The organism is Staphylococcus sp. GDX7P312P, assembly GCF_008385775.1.
Classification (GTDB): Bacteria; Bacillota; Bacilli; order Staphylococcales; family Staphylococcaceae; genus Staphylococcus; species Staphylococcus haemolyticus.
On record NZ_VUKI01000005.1, the window covers coordinates 82,922 to 106,346 of the forward strand.

Annotated in this window: 22 protein-coding genes; 7 read left to right on the forward strand and 15 right to left on the reverse strand. The window is 32.0% G+C overall.

Annotated features, from left to right (window positions below):
- Positions 1-99 precede the first annotated feature (99 nt).
- The 6 genes from F1592_RS02170 to F1592_RS02195 form a co-directional block, all read right to left on the reverse strand.
- Positions 100-1,017, reverse strand: coding sequence for an ABC transporter substrate-binding protein (locus F1592_RS02170; protein ID WP_037535953.1), 918 nt, complete (start codon positions 1,015-1,017; stop codon positions 100-102).
- Between the two features lie 152 nt (positions 1,018-1,169).
- Positions 1,170-2,312, reverse strand: coding sequence for an acyl-CoA dehydrogenase family protein (locus F1592_RS02175; RefSeq protein ID WP_188294667.1), 1,143 nt, complete (start codon positions 2,310-2,312; stop codon positions 1,170-1,172).
- 160 nt (positions 2,313-2,472) lie between these two features.
- Positions 2,473-2,817, reverse strand: coding sequence for a transcriptional regulator, SarA/Rot family (locus F1592_RS02180; protein WP_037549844.1), 345 nt, complete (start codon positions 2,815-2,817; stop codon positions 2,473-2,475).
- A 485-nt stretch (positions 2,818-3,302) separates the two neighbouring features.
- Positions 3,303-3,626, reverse strand: coding sequence for a PH domain-containing protein (locus tag F1592_RS02185; protein WP_011275088.1), 324 nt, complete (start codon positions 3,624-3,626; stop codon positions 3,303-3,305).
- 20 nt (positions 3,627-3,646) lie between these two features.
- The gene (locus tag F1592_RS02190) at positions 3,647-4,390 is read right to left on the reverse strand and encodes a transcriptional regulator, SarA/Rot family (RefSeq protein WP_149809423.1); all 744 of its coding nucleotides are present in this window, start codon (positions 4,388-4,390) and stop codon (positions 3,647-3,649) included.
- Positions 4,391-4,650: 260 nt separating this feature from the next.
- Positions 4,651-5,382 carry a helix-turn-helix transcriptional regulator gene (locus F1592_RS02195; RefSeq protein ID WP_223197201.1) on the reverse strand — a complete coding sequence of 244 codons (732 nt, stop codon included), beginning with the start codon at positions 5,380-5,382 and terminating at the stop codon, positions 4,651-4,653.
- A gap of 802 nt (positions 5,383-6,184) precedes the next feature.
- On the opposite strand from F1592_RS02195, the gene F1592_RS02200 reads away from it, so the two are divergent.
- On the forward strand, positions 6,185-6,934 hold the full coding sequence (locus F1592_RS02200; protein ID WP_011275085.1) for a CHAP domain-containing protein: 750 nt from the start codon (positions 6,185-6,187) through the stop codon (positions 6,932-6,934).
- 455 nt (positions 6,935-7,389) lie between these two features.
- Here F1592_RS02200 and nhaC read toward each other — a convergent pair whose 3' ends face one another.
- Both nhaC and F1592_RS02210 read right to left on the reverse strand, forming a co-directional pair.
- Positions 7,390-8,787 (reverse strand): Na+/H+ antiporter NhaC, encoded by a 1,398-nt coding sequence (nhaC, locus tag F1592_RS02205; protein WP_149809421.1) that lies wholly within the window; start codon positions 8,785-8,787, stop codon positions 7,390-7,392.
- A 112-nt stretch (positions 8,788-8,899) separates the two neighbouring features.
- Positions 8,900-9,970 carry an NAD/NADP-dependent octopine/nopaline dehydrogenase family protein gene (locus F1592_RS02210; RefSeq protein WP_037535940.1) on the reverse strand — a complete coding sequence of 357 codons (1,071 nt, stop codon included), beginning with the start codon at positions 9,968-9,970 and terminating at the stop codon, positions 8,900-8,902.
- Positions 9,971-10,378: 408 nt separating this feature from the next.
- Between F1592_RS02210 and F1592_RS02215 the strand changes: the two genes are divergently transcribed.
- From F1592_RS02215 to F1592_RS02235, 5 genes are all read left to right on the forward strand, one after another.
- Complete coding sequence (locus F1592_RS02215; protein WP_053016637.1) at positions 10,379-10,807, forward strand: DUF4870 domain-containing protein; 429 nt, start codon at positions 10,379-10,381, stop codon at positions 10,805-10,807.
- 318 nt (positions 10,808-11,125) lie between these two features.
- On the forward strand, positions 11,126-11,773 hold the full coding sequence (locus tag F1592_RS02220; RefSeq protein WP_053016636.1) for a CHAP domain-containing protein: 648 nt from the start codon (positions 11,126-11,128) through the stop codon (positions 11,771-11,773).
- Between the two features lie 634 nt (positions 11,774-12,407).
- Entirely contained in the window at positions 12,408-12,737 is a 330-nt protein-coding gene (locus tag F1592_RS02225) for a DMT family transporter (RefSeq protein ID WP_053016634.1), read from the forward strand.
- Between the two features lies 1 nt (position 12,738).
- Positions 12,739-13,050 (forward strand): DMT family transporter, encoded by a 312-nt coding sequence (locus tag F1592_RS02230; RefSeq protein ID WP_053016633.1) that lies wholly within the window; start codon positions 12,739-12,741, stop codon positions 13,048-13,050.
- Between the two features lie 81 nt (positions 13,051-13,131).
- Positions 13,132-14,088 (forward strand): 2-hydroxyacid dehydrogenase family protein, encoded by a 957-nt coding sequence (locus F1592_RS02235; protein WP_037535930.1) that lies wholly within the window; start codon positions 13,132-13,134, stop codon positions 14,086-14,088.
- 94 nt (positions 14,089-14,182) lie between these two features.
- Here F1592_RS02235 and F1592_RS02240 read toward each other — a convergent pair whose 3' ends face one another.
- The 7 genes from F1592_RS02240 to F1592_RS02270 all read right to left on the reverse strand — a co-directional run bounded on the left by F1592_RS02240 (position 14,183) and on the right by F1592_RS02270 (position 22,313).
- Positions 14,183-15,307: an FAD-dependent monooxygenase gene (locus tag F1592_RS02240; RefSeq protein WP_107609806.1), complete on the reverse strand. Its 1,125-nt coding sequence runs from the start codon at positions 15,305-15,307 to the stop codon at positions 14,183-14,185.
- 96 nt (positions 15,308-15,403) lie between these two features.
- Positions 15,404-16,183, reverse strand: coding sequence for an N-acetylglucosaminidase (locus F1592_RS02245; protein WP_053016631.1), 780 nt, complete (start codon positions 16,181-16,183; stop codon positions 15,404-15,406).
- A gap of 25 nt (positions 16,184-16,208) precedes the next feature.
- Positions 16,209-16,427 carry a hypothetical protein gene (locus F1592_RS02250; RefSeq protein ID WP_029376663.1) on the reverse strand — a complete coding sequence of 73 codons (219 nt, stop codon included), beginning with the start codon at positions 16,425-16,427 and terminating at the stop codon, positions 16,209-16,211.
- 281 nt (positions 16,428-16,708) lie between these two features.
- The gene (locus F1592_RS02255) at positions 16,709-17,182 is read right to left on the reverse strand and encodes a helical membrane plugin domain-containing protein (RefSeq protein WP_037535920.1); all 474 of its coding nucleotides are present in this window, start codon (positions 17,180-17,182) and stop codon (positions 16,709-16,711) included.
- On the reverse strand, positions 17,182-20,136 hold the full coding sequence (gene fdhF / locus F1592_RS02260) for a formate dehydrogenase subunit alpha (RefSeq protein WP_053016630.1): 2,955 nt from the start codon (positions 20,134-20,136) through the stop codon (positions 17,182-17,184). Before fdhF ends, F1592_RS02255 begins: the two co-directional genes overlap by 1 nt.
- A 327-nt stretch (positions 20,137-20,463) precedes the next feature.
- Positions 20,464-21,411: an LCP family glycopolymer transferase gene (locus F1592_RS02265; protein WP_053016629.1), complete on the reverse strand. Its 948-nt coding sequence runs from the start codon at positions 21,409-21,411 to the stop codon at positions 20,464-20,466.
- 110 nt (positions 21,412-21,521) lie between these two features.
- Entirely contained in the window at positions 21,522-22,313 is a 792-nt protein-coding gene (locus F1592_RS02270; protein WP_375711793.1) for an inositol monophosphatase family protein, read from the reverse strand.
- Positions 22,314-22,700: 387 nt separating this feature from the next.
- Here F1592_RS02270 and F1592_RS02275 point away from each other — a divergent pair, with 387 nt between their 5' ends.
- Entirely contained in the window at positions 22,701-23,399 is a 699-nt protein-coding gene (locus tag F1592_RS02275; RefSeq protein WP_188294668.1) for a helix-turn-helix transcriptional regulator, read from the forward strand.
- Positions 23,400-23,425 lie beyond the last annotated feature (26 nt).

The following is a 23,425-nucleotide window of genomic DNA, read 5'->3' on the forward strand; positions in this document are numbered from 1 at the left end:
TTCCTCCTTACATACATTTGTAAATTTAAAAAAGCTACGACTACATTATATGTAATCATAGCTTAAATAACATAATTAATTGATTATCGTTTTAATATTTTATTTACTAGCTTTAAGTAACTTGTCTTTTAAATCTTTTCTCATAAAGTCAAGCGTATAAGGGTCATTATACCAGTATGTTTCAGCTTTAACTTCAATAACGTTATTATTTTTCACTGCAGGTAAATTTTTCCATATATTAGTTGTTTCATAACTTGGTTTAGATTTACCTTCACCAGTTGATACGATATAATCGCCAGCTACGTCTTCAATTTTTTCTTGGCTTACTTCAGCCCAGCCTTCTTTTTTAACTAAATCTTGTTGGCCTTTAGGCATTTTTAAATCAAAGGCTTGATATAATACTTCGCCACCACGACCCCAGTTATCGCCATATGTGTAAACTTTTTTATCAAATTCATCTAAGATAGAAACTGTTGAATCTTTACCAATTGCATCTTTGATTTCTTTTCCATCTTTTTCAGTTTGTTTCTTCCATTTGTCTTCCCATTTTTTAACTTCGTCTTCTTTACCCATAATTTTACCTAGCATTTCTTGTTGTTCTAAATATTTATGTTTTCCATAATCAACTACAATTGTTGGGGCAATTTTTTGATATTTTTTAATGTTTTTATCAGTAGAGTAAACAATAATTAAATCAGGTTTTTTCTTAGCAACTTTCTCAACGTCAGCTTCACCAATTTTAGTCGTGTCTTTAAATTTATCTTTTAAAATTGGACTTTGATCAACTTGATTATTTACTGCAACAATATTTGCGCCTAATTTATGTAAACCACCCGCAAATGTAGGTGCTACTACCGCAATACGTTTAGGATCTTTAGGGATTTTTATAGTTTTCCCACTATCTAATTTATATGATTTTGTTTCTTCTTTTGAATCGGATTTACCTGAACCACCATTATTACCACATGCAGCTAAAACGATGATTAGAACAAGTAAAGGTAAAATTAACTTTTTCATAACATCCTCCTGTTGAAAACGATTATCAATTTCATCAAAAATTATATACTACTACTTCATTATTTACAATAAAAATTTTAATAATTTGTGAAATAAAAAAGCCTTAATCAATAATTATTGATCAAGACCTAAAATCTATAGTTATTATTCTCTTAAAATAAATTACATAAAGATTTCGCTATATTAGTGTATGCTGCATCTTCCATTGGTGGATTGTGTAATCCAGCTCTCATATCTCGATAATAGCGTTGTAACGGACGATCCATTTCCAGACTTTTTGCACCAACAATTCTCATCGCTAAGTCAACAACTTCTAACCCTTGATTCATCACTAGCACTTTACTAGCAGATGTTTCATTCCATAAGTGCGGTTGATTTTCTGAACAATTATATCCTTTTGTGGTACTCCATAAAAAGTGACGGGCTGATAAAAGTAAAGACTCCATTTTCCCAATATTTTGTTGTACAGTTGGTAAATGACTAATAGTTCCTTCTATACTATTCGGACCATAACTTGTCGCAAAGTCTATAGCATAATTTCTTGCCGCCTGTGCAATTCCTAAATATGTGCTTGGAATATGTAATATCCAGCCATTCGGTTGTGGCTTTCTTTTTGACTCTACGAAAAAGTCTTTAGGTATCAATACATCATTCAATACTAAATCGTGACTTTCTGTAGCTCTCATACCTACCATATTCCAATTATCTGCAATTTCTACACCATCAAATTCTCTTGGTACTAAGAAGAAACCTACTTCCTGTAAATCATCTACATATGCCGCTACAATATAATGGGTCAATGCTTTACTCATTGATGTGAACGTTTTAACACCATTTAATAAGTATCCGTCATCTTGTTTTACTGCATGTGTTGCAGGTCTGCCTCCGCGAGTTGGGCTCCCTGTATCCGCTTCACTTACCGCTCGATTAACAAGAGCTCCATTTTCGATATCTTTTGCAAAGCGATTAAGCATATCCTGATTCCACATCGTTTGTTCATATATTTGTCCTATAACACTTAAATGCCAACCAATAGATAATGCTGTTGCTCCGTCAATAGCACCTAAATATGTTTGCAAAACAACCATATCTTCAATAGTGGCACCTTCTCCACCATATTTTACCGGTAGTGTTAGTAAGCTATAACCTTCTTTAACTAGCCATTCAATATTCTCATAAGGGAACCTAGACTGTTTATCATTCTCTGTTGCTCTTGCTTTAAAGGTCTCTTCTATTGATTGAAATTTTTTTATCCATTTCTTTTGAATATCTGTATTAATCAGAACTGAATTGATCAATTATATCACCTGTTCATTGTCATTATTATTTAAACCTAGTTTATCACTCGACATTACAAATTGGAAGTTAACCACTTAAGGGATTATAAACACAAAAAGACTTAAGTCAATGAGATTGAATCTCTCAAAGCTTAAGTCTTTTATGAATAAACGTTGATTACTTAATGTACTTCTCTAATTCAGCAATCAGTTTATTAATTTTGTCTCGTTGTTCATCTGTTACATAAACAATAACTATTCTTTCATCTTGTATGCTACGTTTTTTTGAAAGTAACTGTAAATCTTTTAACTTCTGTAATGCTTTAGTTAAGTAATAAGGTTTAAACTCTGAATACGTTGCAATTTCCTTTGAAGTTATTTCATTCGTTTTACTTCTCGCAATATAATTTAAAATATAAACCTCTTCATAATTTAAATTATATTTCTTTTTAGTATCTTTGAAGAACTTTTTAACTTGAAATGTTGCGTTAACTAAATCATTGATGTCTTTAATTTGTCCCATATTCTAAACCACTCCTCTGATGTACATCTTGTTGCTACAAGGTTCATGTCTACTATTTATTACTTACCAAACATTTCTTATGCTATAAAATTTATTTTATAACATTTATGTATAATATTTCAATATTTTTATGAAATTAAAATGATATTAATTATCAATAACAAGTTACATCAATTAAATTATATATAATCAATTAGTCACTATAGGTATTCATTTGGAGATAAAAAAAGGACTGGGACAGAATTCTTTTTAAATTCGTCGTCCCACCCCTACTAGAATGACCAGAACTGAGAAAGGCATCATTTAAGCGTCTTCTCAGTTCAGTCAGCTACTGCGAATCTGCAAAGTAGCATCATTATATTATTTACGTTCCAGACTCACATGTCTTTTTAGCCTCGGCTAATTGTAATAATAATATAACTATAACAAGCGTTGCTTCCTTTAGAATCATAGTAGCGTATTTTAGATTTTATTCAACTTTTTGATTATTTAATTTTAGACTCCACATAATCAACGAATGCTTTAACGTCTTTTGTTTTGATTTGTTTCATTGGTACTTTCCCAATATTAAAAGTAAACACAATATCTGTGCCATCAAAATGTATTTCTTCTATTTCATTATATGGGATATTTCTATAATAGAATTGACCATTCATATCTACATTCATAATTAATCTTTCAGAAGTAGCAATAAATGCTCCTTCAAATTCACTTTGGCCTTGAACATTATACTCAATGACACCTAATACTGAAGGGCCTTTTGACTCTGTTGGAAACAAATCGTTGGGATTCACATTATCTAGAATCATGAATTCATTCTCCTTACATATTATGATATTTTACTGTACTTCATTTCCTCTTGGAACTTATTGTAACATCTAATAAATAATTGATTTGTTTCATATGCTCGTGATTCAATAAATTTTACATTTAAAATACGTTCATCTATTGAATTACGATACTTTTCTAAATACCCTTTTTGATAAAGATCATTAATAACCACGTTCATACATATTAAATATCGATATGACATTGCCTGAATTTCTTTTAATGAAATAACTTGTCGACTTGATAGTAACTTACCTAATAAAAACAATTCATCCAAACTTAAATTAGACTCCTTTGCTATGTTTCGAACTTTGTAAAGTGCGTCAAAAATCGTTAAAACATGCCCTAATTGATTATAGTGGGCTGTTGTTTCTATTGAATAATCAAAATTCTTCCCTTTTACCATTTCACTAACTTCCATAAACATAATGTTCAGTTTCTCTTGACAGCTATTGGATGGGAGAAATAATATACGTCTTTGGTCATTATCATCACGCAATTTAGTGATCCATCCTAAATGATATAAATGCTCTAAATGATGTCGTAATTGTCTTTTTGAAATGGTTTGATAAGTGATTAACTCATCTATATAAACGCCCTGTTGATGAACATGAAAATATTTAATGATTTCATACAATGTTTTTAATTGCTCAAATTTTAGTTGGTAACTATACTTTAGCACCTCACCTACCGCTTTCATAAAAACAAGATAAAATAGTAATGTTTCTAGCTTATTTTTATCCATCATATCTATCACCTCATAACACTATTTCAGGATTGGGCGGTTAAGAGTTGCCATGCTAATTTGATAACAAATTGTCTAATAATAGCCCATATTTTAAAACTGTATTTGAAACTATTAAATATATAACTCTATATTTACCCAATCTATTAAAGATAGACATTGACTTGAATTCTTAAATAAACAACATTATCTTTATAATTTATCAATTGAAAGGTCGTGTTTACTTGTACTCAATCATCATGTTTGACTTATATTTATTATTATTCGGCTAAACTGTAATTATCTTTTGCTTCAGCAATTAATAATTGTGTTTCTTCATCTAATGGTATTTCTGATTGATTAAATGATTGATATTGATGTGATTGATTCTTAGTTCTGATTTGACCAGGTGTGGTGCCGTATTTTTTATTAAATAAAGCAATGAAATGTGGAAAATGATTGAATCCATGCTTATATGCAATATCTTGTATTAAATGATTACTTTTTAAAATGTCTATCAAACATAATTTTAATCTAACATCATTAATATATTGTGTAATATTATGATAAGGTGTGTGATACTTGATGACTTTACTAAGTTCCTTGGCTGACATATTGAGTGCATTAGCCATATCTTGGCGACTTATCTTATTACTGTGATGTTTAATAATATACTCATGTACTTTGCCAACTAAGGCATTATCTAGTTTGTAATGAATGCGTTGATTTCTCTGCAAATATCCTAATTCTACACATAAGTGTTTTACCAGCTTATCTTTTATTTGTAATTTATCTGACTTACTACTTTCAAAATCAAGTAAATTTAAAATAAAGGGTTCTAATTGTTTTCTTTCAATAGAAGGAAATTTATATCCATTAGACTTAATATAATCATCCGCATATTTCAAATAATCTTTGAATGCTATTTCAATACTAGCGATAATTGCTCCATCCTCATTCTCAATCGAGTAAATATCATTTAACATTACAAATAATAAATCTCTCTCTTTCATTTGAAATTTCTTTAAATTTAAAATTACTCTCCCTGACCACTTTAGCCAATAGATTAATTTAATATTTGATTCCTTTTGACTACTTATCTTTATATTTTTTAAAAGCTTTACCGAAAAGTTATCAATCATACGAACGTCCTTTCACTTTATAATATATAAAGATATGACATAAACAGAAATAATAAATTATCCCCCATAATGCTAATAACTATTGCTGCATTAATAACGATTTTCTAATTAAACGCTTTTTTGAATGCCTATCTTCATATATAATTGTATGTTTTATTTCGGTATTAGCAGTAGCAAACTTTTAACCAATTATATCATTTTATTATCTTATATAAATGTTTTTGTATATTTTTTATAATGTTTGTATGAATAATCCCCTATAAGCGCTTCTTTCATAGCATTTAAGAGTAATAATACAATTTAATTAATAGATCTTTTGTATATATATAATTTTAAAACAATACAAAAATAATGAATTCTATTAATTTTATATCAAATTTATTTTTGCTGTTACTTTACAAAAATGTTACAAGAAAATGAGTATCTTTTTCATATATTTTTTTAAACGTTGTTATGACAACGTTTTTTAATATTACAAAAAATTACTTATTGTATTTAACTCAACACTATTTATTAGCAAAAAATTACAAAATGATAACAACGCACACAAAATGATTTTTTTCTGATAAAGTATGTCTTGTCGTTAAGAAACTTATTAAAAACTGGACTCGAGGGTCATCAAATGACTATTAAATATAAAATATTAATTTAATTCTCAGGAGGAAATTTTACAATGAAAAAAATCGCTACAGCTACAATCGCTACTGCAGGAGTTGCAACAATCGCTATCGCTGGACATGGTCATGAGGCACATGCAGCAGAACAAGGATATAACCCAAATGATCCAACTTCATACAGCTACTCTTACACTATCGACCAACAAGGTAACTATCATTACACTTGGAAAGGTAACTGGAGCCCAAATCAAGTAAATCACTCTAGTCAATCTAATTATTCATATAACAACTATTCATATAATTACAATAACTATAATAACTACAACAACTACAGCAATAACACTCAATCATATAGTGCAAATACTCAACAAACTGGTGGTTTAGGTGCTAGTTACTCAACTTCAGATCGTAACATTAAAGTAACTACAACTACTGCTCCATCATCACAATCAACTGGCGTTTCAATTTCAAGAACTTCAAGTTCAGGTAGTAACTTATATACTGCTGGTCAATGTACATATTATGTATTTGATAGAGTTGGCGGTAAAATCGGTTCAACTTGGGGAAATGCTAATAACTGGGCAAGCGCTGCAGCTGCTTCAGGTTACACAGTAAACAATTCACCATCAGCTGGTGCTATTTTACAAACTTCACAAGGTGCATATGGTCACGTAGCATACGTTGAAAGTGTTGGTAGTGACGGTTCAGTTACAGTATCAGAAATGAACTATGGTCACGGTGCTGGTGTTGTTACTTCACGTACTATTTCAGCTAGCCAAGCTGCTTCATATAACTACATTCACTAATTCTATTAGTAAGTTTAAAAGCGATCCAAAAAGGATCGCTTTTTTGCGTTTACTTTTATACTCAAAGATATAAACATTAAACAACATGCACCCACACTAGTTTAAAAATCTTATTATGAGATATAAGTAGCATCCTGCCGTATAATTAAAAACAAAAAAGATTGGAAAGTAATAATCAATACTTTCCAATCTTAATCTATTTCGAACAAATTCATTCTTTCTTGATTTGTTATATCTATTACTACATAATTGTTGATAATAAATTCGTTTGTCCATCGTTCATGGATCCAATTCTCGCTACAAAAATTGAACCCACTACTGTTAAATATTTTGAGGATATTTTACAGTTAAAACTTCATAGCATCAGATATCATCGCTACAAAAATATCTATGTAATGTTTTAACATACTTAAATATATCCTTTTCACAAATGATTAAACATATTTTTACGAATTTTATACATAACTTTTGTCGTCTAATTTACGAATACCAATTCCAGTAAAGCCGTAAATAATTGCTAATACTGCACACAAGTAGCATGGAACTGTCCAAATAAAGAATTGATCTACTGATACTCCCAGTTGTTGCGTGTAGTATATGCCTGAAGTTCCCCATGGTATTAACGGTAACACCATCGTACTTGAATCTTCTAAAGTTCTTGATAAATTTGATTTATCTAAATTCCTACTAACAAACATGTCTTTCATTAAGACACCCACCATAATAATTACTATAGATGCAACACCAGCTGCAAATACTAACATTAAACAGCAAATGACTGTTATTAAAATAAGTGTTCCAACTGAATGTATACCTTTAGAAACCGTTGTTAACATGACATCTAAACATCCCGATACTTCAACAATACCTGCAAATGCATACCCACAAAATATTGTCACTAGTATCTCTGTCATACTCATCATTCCACCTTGTTCTAATAGCGATGTTGCATTGGTAGAAAGATTGGATTGTCCAGTCATCGCAGGTGTAAATCCGTTAAACATAGCTTTAAAACCATCAACTATATTAAAATGATTATTTAATGTTCCAATAATAACGGCACTTAAACTTGATGCTAACATAGATGGTACAGTAGATACGTTACAAACTAAACATATGATTATGACTAGTAATGGCATCCACACCCAAATATTTATATTATAGATACCATCAAGTTCATTCAGTAACTTATTAATTTGTTTCGTATTCACTGACCCTTTTGAAGTTAACCCTGCAAAGAACCAAACTATTAGTCCAATAATTGAAGCAGGTATCGTTGTACACATCATTGATCTGATATGAGAAAAGATATTTACCTTAGTTACTAAAGCAGCTAAGTTAGTTGTATCTGATAATGGTGACATTTTATCACCAAAGACTGCACCTGCAATAATAGCACCTCCTGCCATACCCATATCGATATTCAACTGATGCGCAATTGATATCAACGCAATACCAGCTGTTGAAGCTGATCCCCAGGCTGTCCCTGTTGCTAAACTACAAATAGCCGATATTAAAAAGGCAGAAACTAAAAAGTAATGTGGATTTAAAAACTTTAGACCGTAGTATATTAAAGCTGGAACAGTTCCAGAATACATCCAACTCCCAACTATTATACCTACAGCTAGTATAATAAATATTGCAGGCATAGCTGTCGTTAATCTTCGAGTGATCCGCTCTTCTAAATCTTTCCATTTTAAGCCTACTCGCCAAGCTATCAAAGCTGCATATGCAGATGATATGAGTAACAGTACCTGAATGGGAATATTAAATTTTATAAAGCCTATTGTCACGACAATAACCATAACGATAATTGTAGATATTGCTTCCAAAAATGATGGCTGTCTTTTCATACACATTCCTCTTTTCCTTTTAGTTAATTACCTCTTTTCATAGTTAGATGTGCATTTAGTCATAAATAGAATGTTTATTAAAGATTCATTTATAGTATTCTAAATTTGTTAATTATTCTAAACCAAGTTTTTCTAAACCAAGTTCTTCTACTTTTAGACCTTCATCGAAAAAGTCACGTTCTAAAATTGTTGATGCAATCATAATAACAGCATCAATATTAGGCGTTTCAACATCAATTGCACGCCCTAAACTTGACCATAGTACAAGTCCATATGCAATATCTTCAGTTAAATAACGATTTTGTACTGAATTAGGCCCTGGTATTTGAGAAAACACAGGACTTGTATTAAATAAACGATTTAATGGTTCATCTTCGTCTTTACGTTCTAAATAGCCTCTTTGAATACGTGCTTCTTTGGCTGTTAAAAGTTCAAATCCTAATTTACGCCCTAGTGTTAAACGTTCCAACTCAATTGCATGTAATAATCTTACTGTGTGCTTCGTAATACCTTCTTTATAAAGGGCAAATGAATCGGCATAATCAATTCTTCCTACATTTAATAACGTTGGACCAGGATGAACCTCTGGGTTTCCGTTTTCTAAATTTGTCTTCCATAGATTTTCTTCTTTAACAAGATACGGATATATTTGACTTACTTTTTCAAAGCTGTCACTAAGTTCCTTCTTATTATATGTAGAAAAGAATACTTTACGTACATTCAATGATAAGTCTACGCGTGCATTTTCAAAGTCAACGCGCGTACCGTAAGTAAGTGTATTAGCTTCAGCAAACTTCGGCTCTACCTCAATATGTTTATCTTCAAGTACGTTAATAAATCGAATTGACGCCATGGCAGCTGCAATATTGAAGAAAATAAGTTGATTACTTGTTACATGCTCAGCCATAATTTCCGCATAGTATTCAATATATGATGATGGAATGATAACTTGAATTATCTCAGCATCTTTTAATACATATTCAATGTCATCACTTATTTCTGTAAATGGTACAAATGATTCTGCACCTTCATTATTAAAATCAAATCCACCCTTTTCTAATGCGTTATTAAATTTTTTAATGGATGAATTTCGACAATATAATTTCACATCATGTCCTTGATTTACCATATCTACTGCCGCTGTAACTGCACCGTTACCTGATCCTACTACCGCTATTTTCATAGTTATAACTTCCTTTCTTAATCAAATCAGCATCTTGCTTTTCATTTAAAAATAAAGGGAGCAGGTTAGAAATCTAATAAATGTAAATAGATTTCTTTATATCCTCAAATACAACCATTTATTAAAATGATCATATTTAAGTCCCGCTCCCGGGCAAAGTTGGCTAGAATAAAAATATATCTTAAATCAACATTATTTCTATTCAGTCAGCTAATGCCAAATCCTAATAATGAGTTTTACTAATATCATTAGTAATCAATTTTTATACAACGCTAAACTATATCCTATTTTTCAAAAATTAAACACAACTCAATTATTTATATTTATTTTAAAATTAACTAATCTTTTTTAAGTAACTTTGTTATATTAATTATGAAACATAACTTTTTAATTGAGAGGAGTATTATTATGTCGGATTATTATGATCAATCACAAGACTCTACCGTAAAGAGAGATAATGAAGATGATGCCCGATTAATGTCTATGTTAATTTTCCTTTTGGGGTTCTTCACTTCTGTAATAGGTCCAATTATTATTTGGGCTATCAAGCGCAATGAATCACGATTAGTTGATAAAGCTGGAAAGAATTACTTCAACATGCTTATTTCTTATTTAATTTGGAACTTTGTTGTTGGTATATGTATGGTACCTGTATTTTTCATATATGTAGTTAATAATGAAGCAGCGATTATTATCGCTACAATATTATTATTTGTTCTTTCATTACTATTAATTGTACTTACTATCCTATATGTAGTTTTTCATATCGTTGCATGCGTTAAATATTTTGGTGGAAAAGAGTATGTAGTGCCTTTATCAATTCGTTTCTTCAAATAAGTTGTACAGCATCTAATATTACAAAGGGTTGTAACAATAATCATTTGTTAACACTAACTAAATATAAGATTAATGTAGTATACATGCATAATTCAAGCTATATTACAGTACGTAACCTTGAGCTACTCTTTATTACGGAGTTGTTCAAGGTTTTTGTATTTCATTTACGAAACCGTAACATTGCACACAGTGCTAATAGAATCTGATAAAGTATGACTTGTCGTTGGGAGCGGCAAAAAAATACAAATTCAAAGTCTATTCAACATATCGCTATTTTTAACCTATTGTTGAATACAAATTTTGGGAGGACTTTTTACTATGAAAAAAATTATTACAATTTCAACTTTAACAGCAGGCATTGGTGTATCAGCATTAGGATTAAATGCTAACCATGCAGATGCTGCAGAATATAATCACAATCCAGCACCACAACACAATCAATTCGGACAACAAGGTCCACATGGTCAAAATATGCAATTTAGTCATCAACAAGGACAAGGTTATCAACAACCTCAATTTAAACAACAATCTTTCAACTATAATCAAAGTACTACAACTTCAACAACATCAGATGGAAGTTCGTCATCTAGTAGTTCTTCTACAACTACTTCTTCTTCAACTCAAACTACATCTTCTACATCAGGTAATTTATACACAGCCGGTCAATGTACTTGGTATGTATATGACAGAGTTGGTGGTAAAATCGGTAGTACTTGGGGAAATGCTAATAACTGGGCGAGTGCAGCATCAGCAGCTGGGTACACTGTAAATAATACTCCAGAAAAAGGTTCAATTCTTCAAACATCTGAAGGTTCTTATGGACATGTTGCGTATGTAGAAAGTGTTGGTAGCGATGGTTCAGTAACTGTTTCTGAAATGAATTATTCTGGTGGACCATATGTGAAAGATACACGTACAATTTCAGCTAGCCAAGCTAGTTCTTATAACTACATCCATTTATCATAATTTTAAATAAAGCTTAAATGATGCTAATCAGAAATATAGGATAATATTATACTATAGAGCTGCATTGTAAATTCACAGTAGCTAAATGAATTGAGAAGTCGCTTTAAATCAAGCTTTTCTCACTTCTAATCATTCATGTAGGACTGAGGCTGGGACAAAATAAAATGTCTCAGCCTTCTTTATCATTTTGTCAGTAGCTGACTGATTTGAAAATGCGCTTGAATCAAACTTTTTTCAGACCTAGTCATCCTTGCCTGGTAGGCGGGGCCCCAACAAAGAGAATTTCATTAAGAAATTCTACAAGCAATGCAAGTTGGGGTTCGGGGCCCAAACAAAGAGAATTTCTCAAAGAAATTCTACAAGCTAAGCAAGTTGGGGTTCGGGGCCCAAACAAAGAGAATTTCATTAAGAAATTCTACAAGCAATGCCAGTTGGGGTTCGGGGCCCCAGCAAAGAGAATTTCATTAAGAAATTCTACAAGCAATGCAAGCTGGGGTTACAACGAAATAAATTTTGAGAAAATATTATTTTTGTTCCACTCCCTAGTCCTTTTTTAAGTTTTAAAAATTGAATTAAAGGTAACGCTTTGAGAGAATAAGCATATTAGTCTTTATTTTATAAGGAGTGTGAAGGTATGCAATGGCTTAAAGTCATCTTAGCTGGCCTAATAGAAGTTATTTGGGTAATTGGATTAAATAATGCCCATAATTTTGCAACTTGGTTATTTACATTAGTTTTTATTGCACTAAGCTTCTACTTAATGATTTCCGCTTCTAAACACCTTCCAGTCGGTACAGTTTATGCAGTATTTGTGGGAATAGGAGCTGCTGGTACAGTTATTGCAGATATGCTTTTCTTTGGAGAATCATTTACAATAATGAAAGTTGTATTACTGCTTCTGTTACTAGTTGGCATTATTGGACTTAAACTGTCAACGAATGACTCACCTAAGGGAGGAATGTAATATGTCATGGCTATATTTACTCATTGCAGGATTATTAGAGGTACTTGGCGTCATATGGTTAAACCAATATGCACGCTCAAAACAAAAATTTTATATTGTTTTAATGGCAATTACGTTTATTTTTAGTTTTAGTGTATTAAAATTAGCTATGACAACAATTCCAATGGGAACAGCATATGCTATATGGACTGGTATTGGCACAGCCGGAGGAGCTATTATAGGAATGTTATTTTACAAAGAATCAACACATTTTAGCCGTATCATCTTTATTTTCTTGATACTCTTCTCTGTAATCGGCCTTAAAATGATTTAATAAAATTGTATGAATTACATTTGTATACGTTTTCTCCTTTTATTATACTTAAAGAGAGATTATTGATAAGGAGTGAGCTTAATGGAAAAAGTTTATATAGCAGGTGCAATTCCAGAAGTAGGATTAAATTTACTTAAAGAACACTTTGAAGTAGAAATGTATGAAGGTGAAGGCATTATTGATAAAGAAACACTTATGGAAGGTGTCAAAGATGCTTCTGCGCTTATAAGCATTCTATCTACGAATGTTGATCAGGAAGTGATTGATAGTGCAAGTAACCTTAAAATCATTGCAAACTATGGTGCTGGCTTTAATAATGTGGATGTTAAATATGCACGTGAAAAAGATATTGATGTAACAAATACACCTAAAGCATCAACAGCCTCAACTGCTGAATTAACTTTCGGACTCGTTTTAGCAGTTGCGCGTCGCATAGTTGAAGGAGATAAATTATCTCGAACACAAGGTTTTGATGGATGGGCACCTTTATTCTTTAGAGGCCGTGAAGTGTCTGGCAAAACGATTGGCATAATCGGTTTAGGTGAAATTGGTAGTGCAGTAGCTAAGCGTGCTAAAGCTTTTGATATGGATATCTTATATACTGGTCCTCACCAAAAGAAAGAAAAAGAACGTGAAATTGGTGCAAAATATGTAGATCTAAATACCTTACTTGAAAATGCTGACTTCATCACAATCAATGCTGCTTATAATCCTGATTTACATCACATGATTGATACCGAACAATTTAAACTGATGAAATCTACAGCCTATTTAATTAATGCTGGTCGCGGTCCAATAGTTAATGAAGAAGCTTTAGTAAAAGCTTTAGAGGACAAAGAAATTGAAGGTGCTGCATTAGATGTATATGAATTTGAACCTGAAATTACAGAAGGTTTGAAATCACTAGATAATGTAGTTATCACACCTCATATTGGTAACGCAACATATGAAGCAAGAGATATGATGTCTAAAATCGTCGCAAATGATACGATTAAAAAGTTAAATGGTGAAACTCCACAGTTTATAGTTAATAAATAATTTATAATGTAAAAAAGACGGAAACTGAAAGAGGCTATGAAGCATATTAATCATTAACTTATATGCTTAATTAGTCTTCAGTATCCGTCTTATTTTATTTATGCTTCGCTTTATACAGGAATTTAGTTTGTCCACTTAACAAACGTTTAGGTGTTCGTTTCATAACACTATTACGTAATGAAATAACAAACGTTTTATCTTTTTGCGCTATTTTACCAATTTTTCTTGAGCGTTTGATAACTTTTGCAGTATGTTTAACTCTTAATTTATCATAACGTTTTAATGCTTTTTCTATATCATATTCTTCTAAACAATTAACTAGTACAATCGCATCTTCCATAGCTTGTCCAGCACCTTGACCCATATTAGGCGTCGTTGCATGCGCTGCATCCCCTAACAATAGAATACGTTGATTAACAAATGATTTGAGTGGTTTCATATCATATAAATCATGCTTCAGAATACCTGTTTCACTTTGCTTATCTAAAATTTGACGTACTGGTTCAGGATAATTATTAAAATATGCTTGTAGATGTGGTTTTTCAAACGATTGATATTTGGGATCCTTTTCAGACGCATTAATTGTGATAAACCAATAAGCTTGGTTGTTAATAAGTGGCACTATTCCTACTCGACCTCGTTTACCCCAATATTCACTAGCAATATCATTGTTATGTAGATTAGCATCATCCACTAAGCCACGAAAACACGTATACCCTTGATAAAGTATCTTCGCATTCGGATGAATAGCTTGTCTGACAACAGAATGAAGCCCGTCCGCACCTATACATAAATCAAAACTTTGACTTGCATGATTTGAAAAGTGAACCATCGTATGTTGTTCGACATTTTCAACCTTAATAACATCATGGTCTGTATAAATGCATTGAGGATTAACATAAGATTGTAACAATTCAATCAAAGTTTGTCGCGCTAATGTTACATTCAACGTAGCCTCTTTTAATTTTACTGCAGACAAAATATTTCCTTTATCATCTAGTACATTCATTGCAGATAAGTTCTGGCCAGCATTTTTAATTCCTTTAGCTAGGTCATGTTTACCTAATTTCTTGATAACATTATCACCAATTCCTATACCTGCACCAACTTCACTTATATTTGATTGTCTTTCAAATATAGAAACGTCATGTCCTTTTTCTGAAAGAAGTGCGCCAGCGGTTAAACCACCTATACCTGCACCTATTATTGCAATTTTCATTTATTTACACCTCAATATTAAATTCACTTAAATTTTATCTTAACAGTATGTTGCATTTGCAACTTAAATTGTATCTCACTCTATTAGCCAATCAATTTAGGAGGCATAGAAGTTCTTACGTACATCATCTTTTTTTATACCAAATTGGTCATAATATGCTTGCATATACTTTGCGATTTTATCTGCCCACAAAATATCGCTTGCATACTGATGTTGGCCTGGACTTTTAGGATTCCACCTCATTTGATATAGCGTAATTTGATCATTATCAAAATAATTCGTTCTAATAAATTTAGCTCCACCAAGTATCGCTTTTCGTGGTGAAGTCCATGATGCTTCCTTAGCGTAACTCTTACCTGTATGAATAGCATTTTCATCGAAAGCACCGACACCAAAAAAGTTGTAATAACGATTGTTACCTTCTTTAATACCACTGGCAAGTTTAGAGTTACCATTAGCAGTCTCCACACGTGCATGGCTTATTAAATAAATAATATTGACTTGATATTTGTCTTGAGCCTCTATAAAAGCATCAGCTTGATTTTCAAGAATACCATTCCCTTGTAACATCTTTTTAACTTCTTGTTTTGTCATAGGAACTTGTTGTGAAATATCCATGTATTTAAACTTATTATCGTCTCGAGTAATGCGCATTGCCCTCTCTATTTCTCGGCTATTTGCATTCACAAACTCACCATCTCTGTCTACTGTATTCAATACACTCGAATCTGTTTGTTTCTGAATTGCTTCTTGAAAGCTATAGTTGCGATCATTGTCCAACAGTTCTGATTGATTAATTATTAATAATACTATGAAGACAATGATAATAATAAACAACAGTATGAATGGTAAACGCAAATGATTTAATTGCTTCATGTAGATGACAATCCTTTATAGCTATTTAAGATAAATAAAAATAAGTAATTATAATAACAATTAAGACTATAGCAAATGATATGTTGATGACTATCTTCATGCCAGTTCGATCTCGAAAAAGTACGTTAAATATAACTAAACTAATTGCTAATGACACAGCGAACATTGAAATCGCTAACACCATTTGCATCATAATTAAAAAAATAATTCCTAAAACAATAAAGACGTTAGAAATAACTGTCATAATTTTAATCGCGTTTGGATGAATTGTTCTCACCCCTTCTTTAGTAATAATATTATATTACACCTTACCATAATTTATGTAGAAAGTACGTATAAATCTTATTAAATAATGAAAGAAAGGAGCGAGACAGAATTCGATTTGAATTCATTATCCCACCCCTAAGGATGACTTGAACTAAGTAAGTTTAGAATAAGTGCCTTCTCAATTCAGTCATCTACTGCATATTTACTTTGTAGTCTTTGATTATTTAATTTGTACCAATCTCTTTATACATTAATGTATTATTTATCTTCTCTAGACATCCCTTTAAGTAAATTAAGCATATAAGTTAAGCTGCGATTCATATCATCGTCTTTAAGTACGCCCATTAGACTACGAATACTTGTTTTAGCATTAGGATTGGCTTGATTTGCAACGTGCAATCCTTTATTTAATTTATTTAAGAATTGGCTTAACTCTTGAACATTAAGCTCACCTAACATAAAGACCATTGGTGCTAAATTTGTAATTAGACCCGCATATAAATCTTTGTTAAGTTCTGTCATAAATTTATTGATAATGACTTGACGTCCTCTAATGCCACCGTTCATTAAATCAAGAATTTTAGCTTCATCTAATGCTTTTACTAAACGTATTGCTTTTAAAATACTATCCTTATTTTCTGCAATAGCATCTGTTACTTCATTGATACTCTCGATTTTAATTTGTTCTTCTGATTTCTCTAAACGTTTAATTTTAGTTATTCTTTCAGCCATTATTTATCCACCACATTTCCTGGGAAAACATAGTCAGGACGTTCCCATTTTTTCTGTACTTGGACACTATACTGCGGGTTACGTTGTTTATCGACACGGAAGTTTGTTGGATTTAATGGTGATTTACCTTTACGAGTCAATACTTCCATACGACAACTTGTTCGTTTATAAGATGGTGTATCTGTATATTTATCTACATCACTATTAGTTAATTTATTGATAGCACCTAAATCACCATTTGACATAGCATCATTATTTAAAGGAATATAAATTTCTCTGCCTTTAACTCGATCAGTTACTGTTGCAATTAATGTTGCTTCACCCGTTTCTGAAATCAATCGTAATTCTGCGCCTTCATGAATATCACGATCTTTAGCTAGCTCTGGAGAAATTTCTACAAATGCATTTGGCACTTTATACTTAATCATTTCAGTTTGATAAGTCATATTACCTTCATGGAAATGCTCTAGTAAACGACCGTTATTTACATGTAGGTCATAAACTTCATCTTCTTTAAAGAAATTGTCAAATGTTAATGGGAATAACTTAGCACGACCATTTTCAAAGTTAAAGCCATCCATATATAATGTTGGCTGGTCTGTACCATCTGGTGCTACAGGCCATTGAAGACTATTGAAACCTTGTAATCGTTCATAATTTACACCTGAATATGATGGTGTTAATCGTGCAATTTCATCCATGATTTCACTTGGATGTTTGTAATTCCAATCTACGCCCATGCGTTGTGCGATTAATTGGAAGATTTCCCAGTCTGGTTTAGAATCGCCTAGCGGTTGTAATGCTTTATTAATACGTTGAATTCGGCGTTCTGTATTCGTGAATGTACCATCTTTTTCTAATGATGGACTAGCTGGTAAGACGACATCTGCATATGTTGCTGTGAAAGTTAGGAACTCATCTTGAACAACTAAGAAGTCTACTTTTTCTAAAGCAGATTGAACAAAATTAATATTAGAATCAACAATACCTGTATCTTCACCGTATAAGTATAATGACTGAATATCTCCATTATGGATACCTTCCATCATTTGGTGATTATCGCGTCCAGGTGTTGGATTTAATTCTACACCATATTCTTTTTCAAATTTTGCTCTCACTTCATCATCAGCTACTTTTTGATAACCTGGGAATTGATCTGGCATACTTCCCATATCACTTGCACCTTGTACGTTATTGTGACCACGTAATGGATAAGCACCTGAACCTGGTTTTCTATAGTTACCTGTCACGAGCAATAAGTTTGAGATAGCTGTACTTGTATCACTACCGATATCTTGTTGTGTAACACCCATTGCCCAACAAATTGACATTGATTCAGCTTTTGCAGCTTCTTCTGCAAAACTAATGATTTGTTCTTTAGGAATACCTGTTGTTTCTTCTGCAAAATCCATAGTGAACAGTTCTAGTGATTTATAGTAATCCTCATAATTATCGACCCAATCATTCAAGAAAGCTTTATCGTGTAAATCGTTGTCAATGATATATTTAGTAGCTGCACCTAACCAAACTAAATCTGTTCCTGGCTTAGGTTGATAGAATGCATCTGCACGTTCAGCCATTTCATGTTTTCTAATATCGAATACATGCATCTTTTGCCCGAATAACTTTTGTGCACGTTTCATTCTAGATGCAATAACTGGATGCGCTTCAGCTGTATTTGTACCGATTAGAACAGTCATAGCCGCTCTCTCAAGGTCTTCAATTGAACCAGAGTCACCACCGTGACCTACAGTTCTAAATAGACCTTTCGTTGCTGGTGCTTGGCAATATCTTGAACAGTTATCAACGTTGTTAGATCCAAAGACTTGTCGTGAAAGTTTTTGCATTAAATATGATTCTTCATTAGTACCTTTAGAAGATGCGATAAATGCTAAATGATCGCCACCATATTCATTTTTGATTCGCTTAAAGTTAGTTTCAATAACATCTAAAGCTTCATCCCATTCAACTTCATGGAATTCTCCATCTTTTCTAACAAGTGGTTTCGTTAAACGTTGGTCTGAGTTAATGTGACCCCAAGAGAATTTACCTTTAACACATGTAGCAATTTTGTTTGCAGGAGAATCATGTGATGGTTGAACTTTAAGCACTTCTCTGTCTTTAGTCCATACATCAAATGAACAACCTACACCACAATATGTACAAACTGTTTTCGTTTTCTTAATGCGTTCTTTACGCATTTCCGCTTCTGAATCAGAAACTGCAAATAGTAATCCATCACCTGGTTCAGCCTTTTTAGTTAAATCAATCATTGCAGCAAGTGAACCTGGTTCAGTATCTGTCATGTAACCAGCATTACCTTCCATATTCACTTCCATCATGGCATTACAAGGACATACAGTTGCACATTGACCACATGATACACATGATGATTCATTTATAGGAACATCATTATCCCAGATAACTCTAGGATGCTCACGATTCCAATCAATTGAAATTGTTTCATTTACTTCGATATCCTGACACGCTTCTACACAACGACCACAAAGAATACATTGGTCTGGGTCATATCGATAGAATGGACCATAGTCTTTTTCATATGGTTTCGTTTTGTATTCGTATGATTGTTCTTCTAATCCCCATGCGTCCATAGCGTTATGTATTTCACAATCACCGTTATTGTAATCACATACTGTACAATACAGCATATGTTTTTCTAAAATGCGATCTAAAGCTTCCTTTTGGCTAGCTTTAACATCATTATTCTGAGTATTAACTGTCATAGGTCGATCTACAACAGTACTACACGCACGTTCAATTTTGCCATCAATTTCAACCATACATGTATCACATGTTTGAATTGGTCCCATTGATTCGTTATAACAAATTGAAGGTACGAAAGTATCACGAGATTTTATAAACTCGAGTAAACTTGTTCCAGGTTCTACAAGATAATCAGTGCCATCAAGCGTGACGATTAAATGTTCTTGCATACTTTCCACCCCATCTATATAAATTTTCCGTAAAATGACTTTGGCTACTTAACTATTCCATTTCAATACCCCACATATATTGAACATAGAATTACTTTAATTGTATTACTTATTTCATTAAATGTTAAGCGTTTCATAAATTTTTGCAATTTTAAAAGAATTAAATATACATTGTGTTTCAAATGTTAAAAAAACTAACTTTAATGCAGATACAATTTAAAAATAAAAAATAGAGATAGGACTGAAATGATTTCTCACTCATTGTCCTACCTCTATAAATTTCCTAGTATTAACTGCTAAAGTAAAAACGTCTATTGCATTAAAAATTTAATTTTGTAAATTATTATTCAATATTTCTGTGGCACTTTGTTTTGAATTGTCATTAGGTATGAAATACCACAATCCATCGTCTTGAATACCACCCTGACCTTCTAATTGATGTCGGTTTACTGTTGTATTAGCATTTTTATAATTCTTTCTAATATCATTCATGTCATTCAATGTTAAATCGGTTTTAACATTTTTCTGGATCTGATTAATTAATGATGGGAAATGCGTGAGCGCCGAAGTACTTGTCATCTTATTAGCCATTGCTTGCAGGATAAGCTGTTGTCGTTCTTGACGACCAAAATCTCCTCCAGCACCTTCCTCTTTACGACTTCGTATGAAGGCCATTGCAGTATCTCCATCCACATGAGTTGATTGACCTTTTACAAAATTAGTTCCTTTAGTGGTGAAAGTATCATTACTAGTAACATTCACACCGCCCAAAGCATCAATCATATCATGTAGCCCATCCATATCAACTGTTGCATAATGATCAATAGGAACATTCATTAATTTTTCTAATGATTTAACAGCCATCGTTGGTCCACCATAAGCATATGCATGATTAATCTTCTCAGTCGTGCCTTTACCTACAATTTCAGCTTGTGTATCACGCGGTACACTTACAATTTCTGTAGTTTGTTTCTTAGGGTTAATAGAAAGAAGCATAATTGTGTCACTTCTTTCACCGTCATTCTCACTTTTACGTTGAGCATTTGAGTCTACACCAAATAATGCAATAGTAAATGGATCACCATTTGACAAACTTACATTTTTCGTTCTCAATTCTGAATGTTGTCTGTTTAGAGGATTATGAATCTTACCACTTGTAATAAAAATACTAGCTACTACAAAAATTGACGCAACTATTGTTAAAACAACTAATATTCCTATAAACCATGTAATTATTTTAACGGGCAGGCTCATTCGTCTATGCGTTCTACGCATCCTACCACTCCTATTCTGTTTTATGAATTAATATAATTATTATATATTAAAATGATTAACTTTCTATACGTCTTAAGAAGTAACTTTTCATAAAACAGCTATCAATATTATTAAATATGATACCCGCCATTTCGATTAATAATTGCTAGTATATCTTTGTAACATCCGTGATTACTAATAATGAATGGTCCACTCTTAGCAAAGTCTAACGGTTCGCCATTTAATTGAGTCATTTTCAAATTTAATTCTTTCGCAAATAAAAATTGCGCTGCAATGTCCCATGGCTTTGGGTTTGTATTAATATGTGCACCAAATTGTCCTTTAATCACTCTTACTGAATCTAAACCACATGAACCAATATTTCTCACACTGAACGAAGCATCGTATAATGCTTTACTTGTATCATCATTTATATATTGAGTCCCAAAAGAGATAATAGCGTCTTGCAATTTTAATTCATTAGGTGGCATCAATTGTTGCCCATTAACAAATGCACCTTCACCCGCTATTGCTTTATATAATTTATCGTGAGGATAATCATATATATAAGAAAGTTTAGGTTCGCCATCAACAAAATATGCGATGATAATACAATAGTCTTCTTGCTGTTTTACTAAATTAGCTGTACCGTCAATTGGATCCATAATCCATAAATGCCCCTCATATGGCCGAATCATGCTATTATCTTTTTCTTCACCTAATAATTGGTGACTTGGAAAGTGTTCAGCTAAATACGCTTCAAACTTATTTTGAAGTTGTTTATCTACATTTGTAACTAAATCAAATCGATTTATTTTAGTATCAGTAGTCATATCTGTTATCAAATTGGGAATAACATCATCGAGATGTTTTAACCAATCCATGATATGCGCATCTATATTATGAAGTTTGTTTTGCATGATTTCACCTCAACTATCTATTTCACTTTATTGTATCTTACTGCTCATATTTGTCATAGGAATTTTTAAATGAAGACACAAAAAATCGGCTAGTCATCTGCTAGCCGACAAATAGAAAGGAAAGTAAGTAATAAATATTGAAGATGTTTCGATGTAACTTGAACGATTCACAACAAGCTATCTGTTATATAGCTTCTACCCCTTTGTTTGAATTCGTTCTCCCCTGTTACAAATATTATATTAGCATAAAACATTTAATTTTGTAAGCGTTTTCCTTATAAAAAATGTTTAATTTTACACGCATAATCTACTAAAGTGCTGAAAATGTCTTCATACACAGTGTTATGTTATAATTAATGTAATATGTAATGGTTATAGGTGGTGTTTATGTTGAAGAAATTAGATCGCCAGAATCAAATTATTTCATTAATACAACAAGGTCATACAATTAATGCATCTGAATTGGCGCAACACTTAAATGTTTCTGTTCGTACAATTAGTCGTGACATTGTCGATTTAGAAGATCAAGGTGTTCAAATATATGCTCATAAAGGCAAAAATGGTGGATATCAGATTCAAAAATCTGAAGATAAAATAAAACTAAATTTTACTGAACAACAGTTATTATCTCTTTATCTTACCTTAATAGAAAGCCAATCCTATTCAACATTGCCATACACTAACGAAATTCAATCTATCATTAATCAGATTATCAATATTCCTAATACTCGTGTTCGTAAATCACTAAACCAAATGACTAACTTAATTAAGTTTGAAGACACAGAACTAATAACATTACCCCATTTATTTGCAGACATTTTAATTTATAGTTCTGAACGAAATGTTATGTTGATTGACTTTATTGATAATCAAGACACAATTGCTGAGAATGTCATATTCATTGGTTTACTATGTCGTAATGGCGAGTGGCTATCAATTATTTATGAAATCGGTTTAGGAAGAACAAGAGAATTACCAGTGCTTGATATTTATGACATTTCTTATTCCTTTGAAAAGACCATTAAAACTTATGACATATCCATTGATAATTATACCCAATTTTTAAATCCAATCGAGACGACTGAATAATTTTCTCGATTGGTTCTCCTCATTCA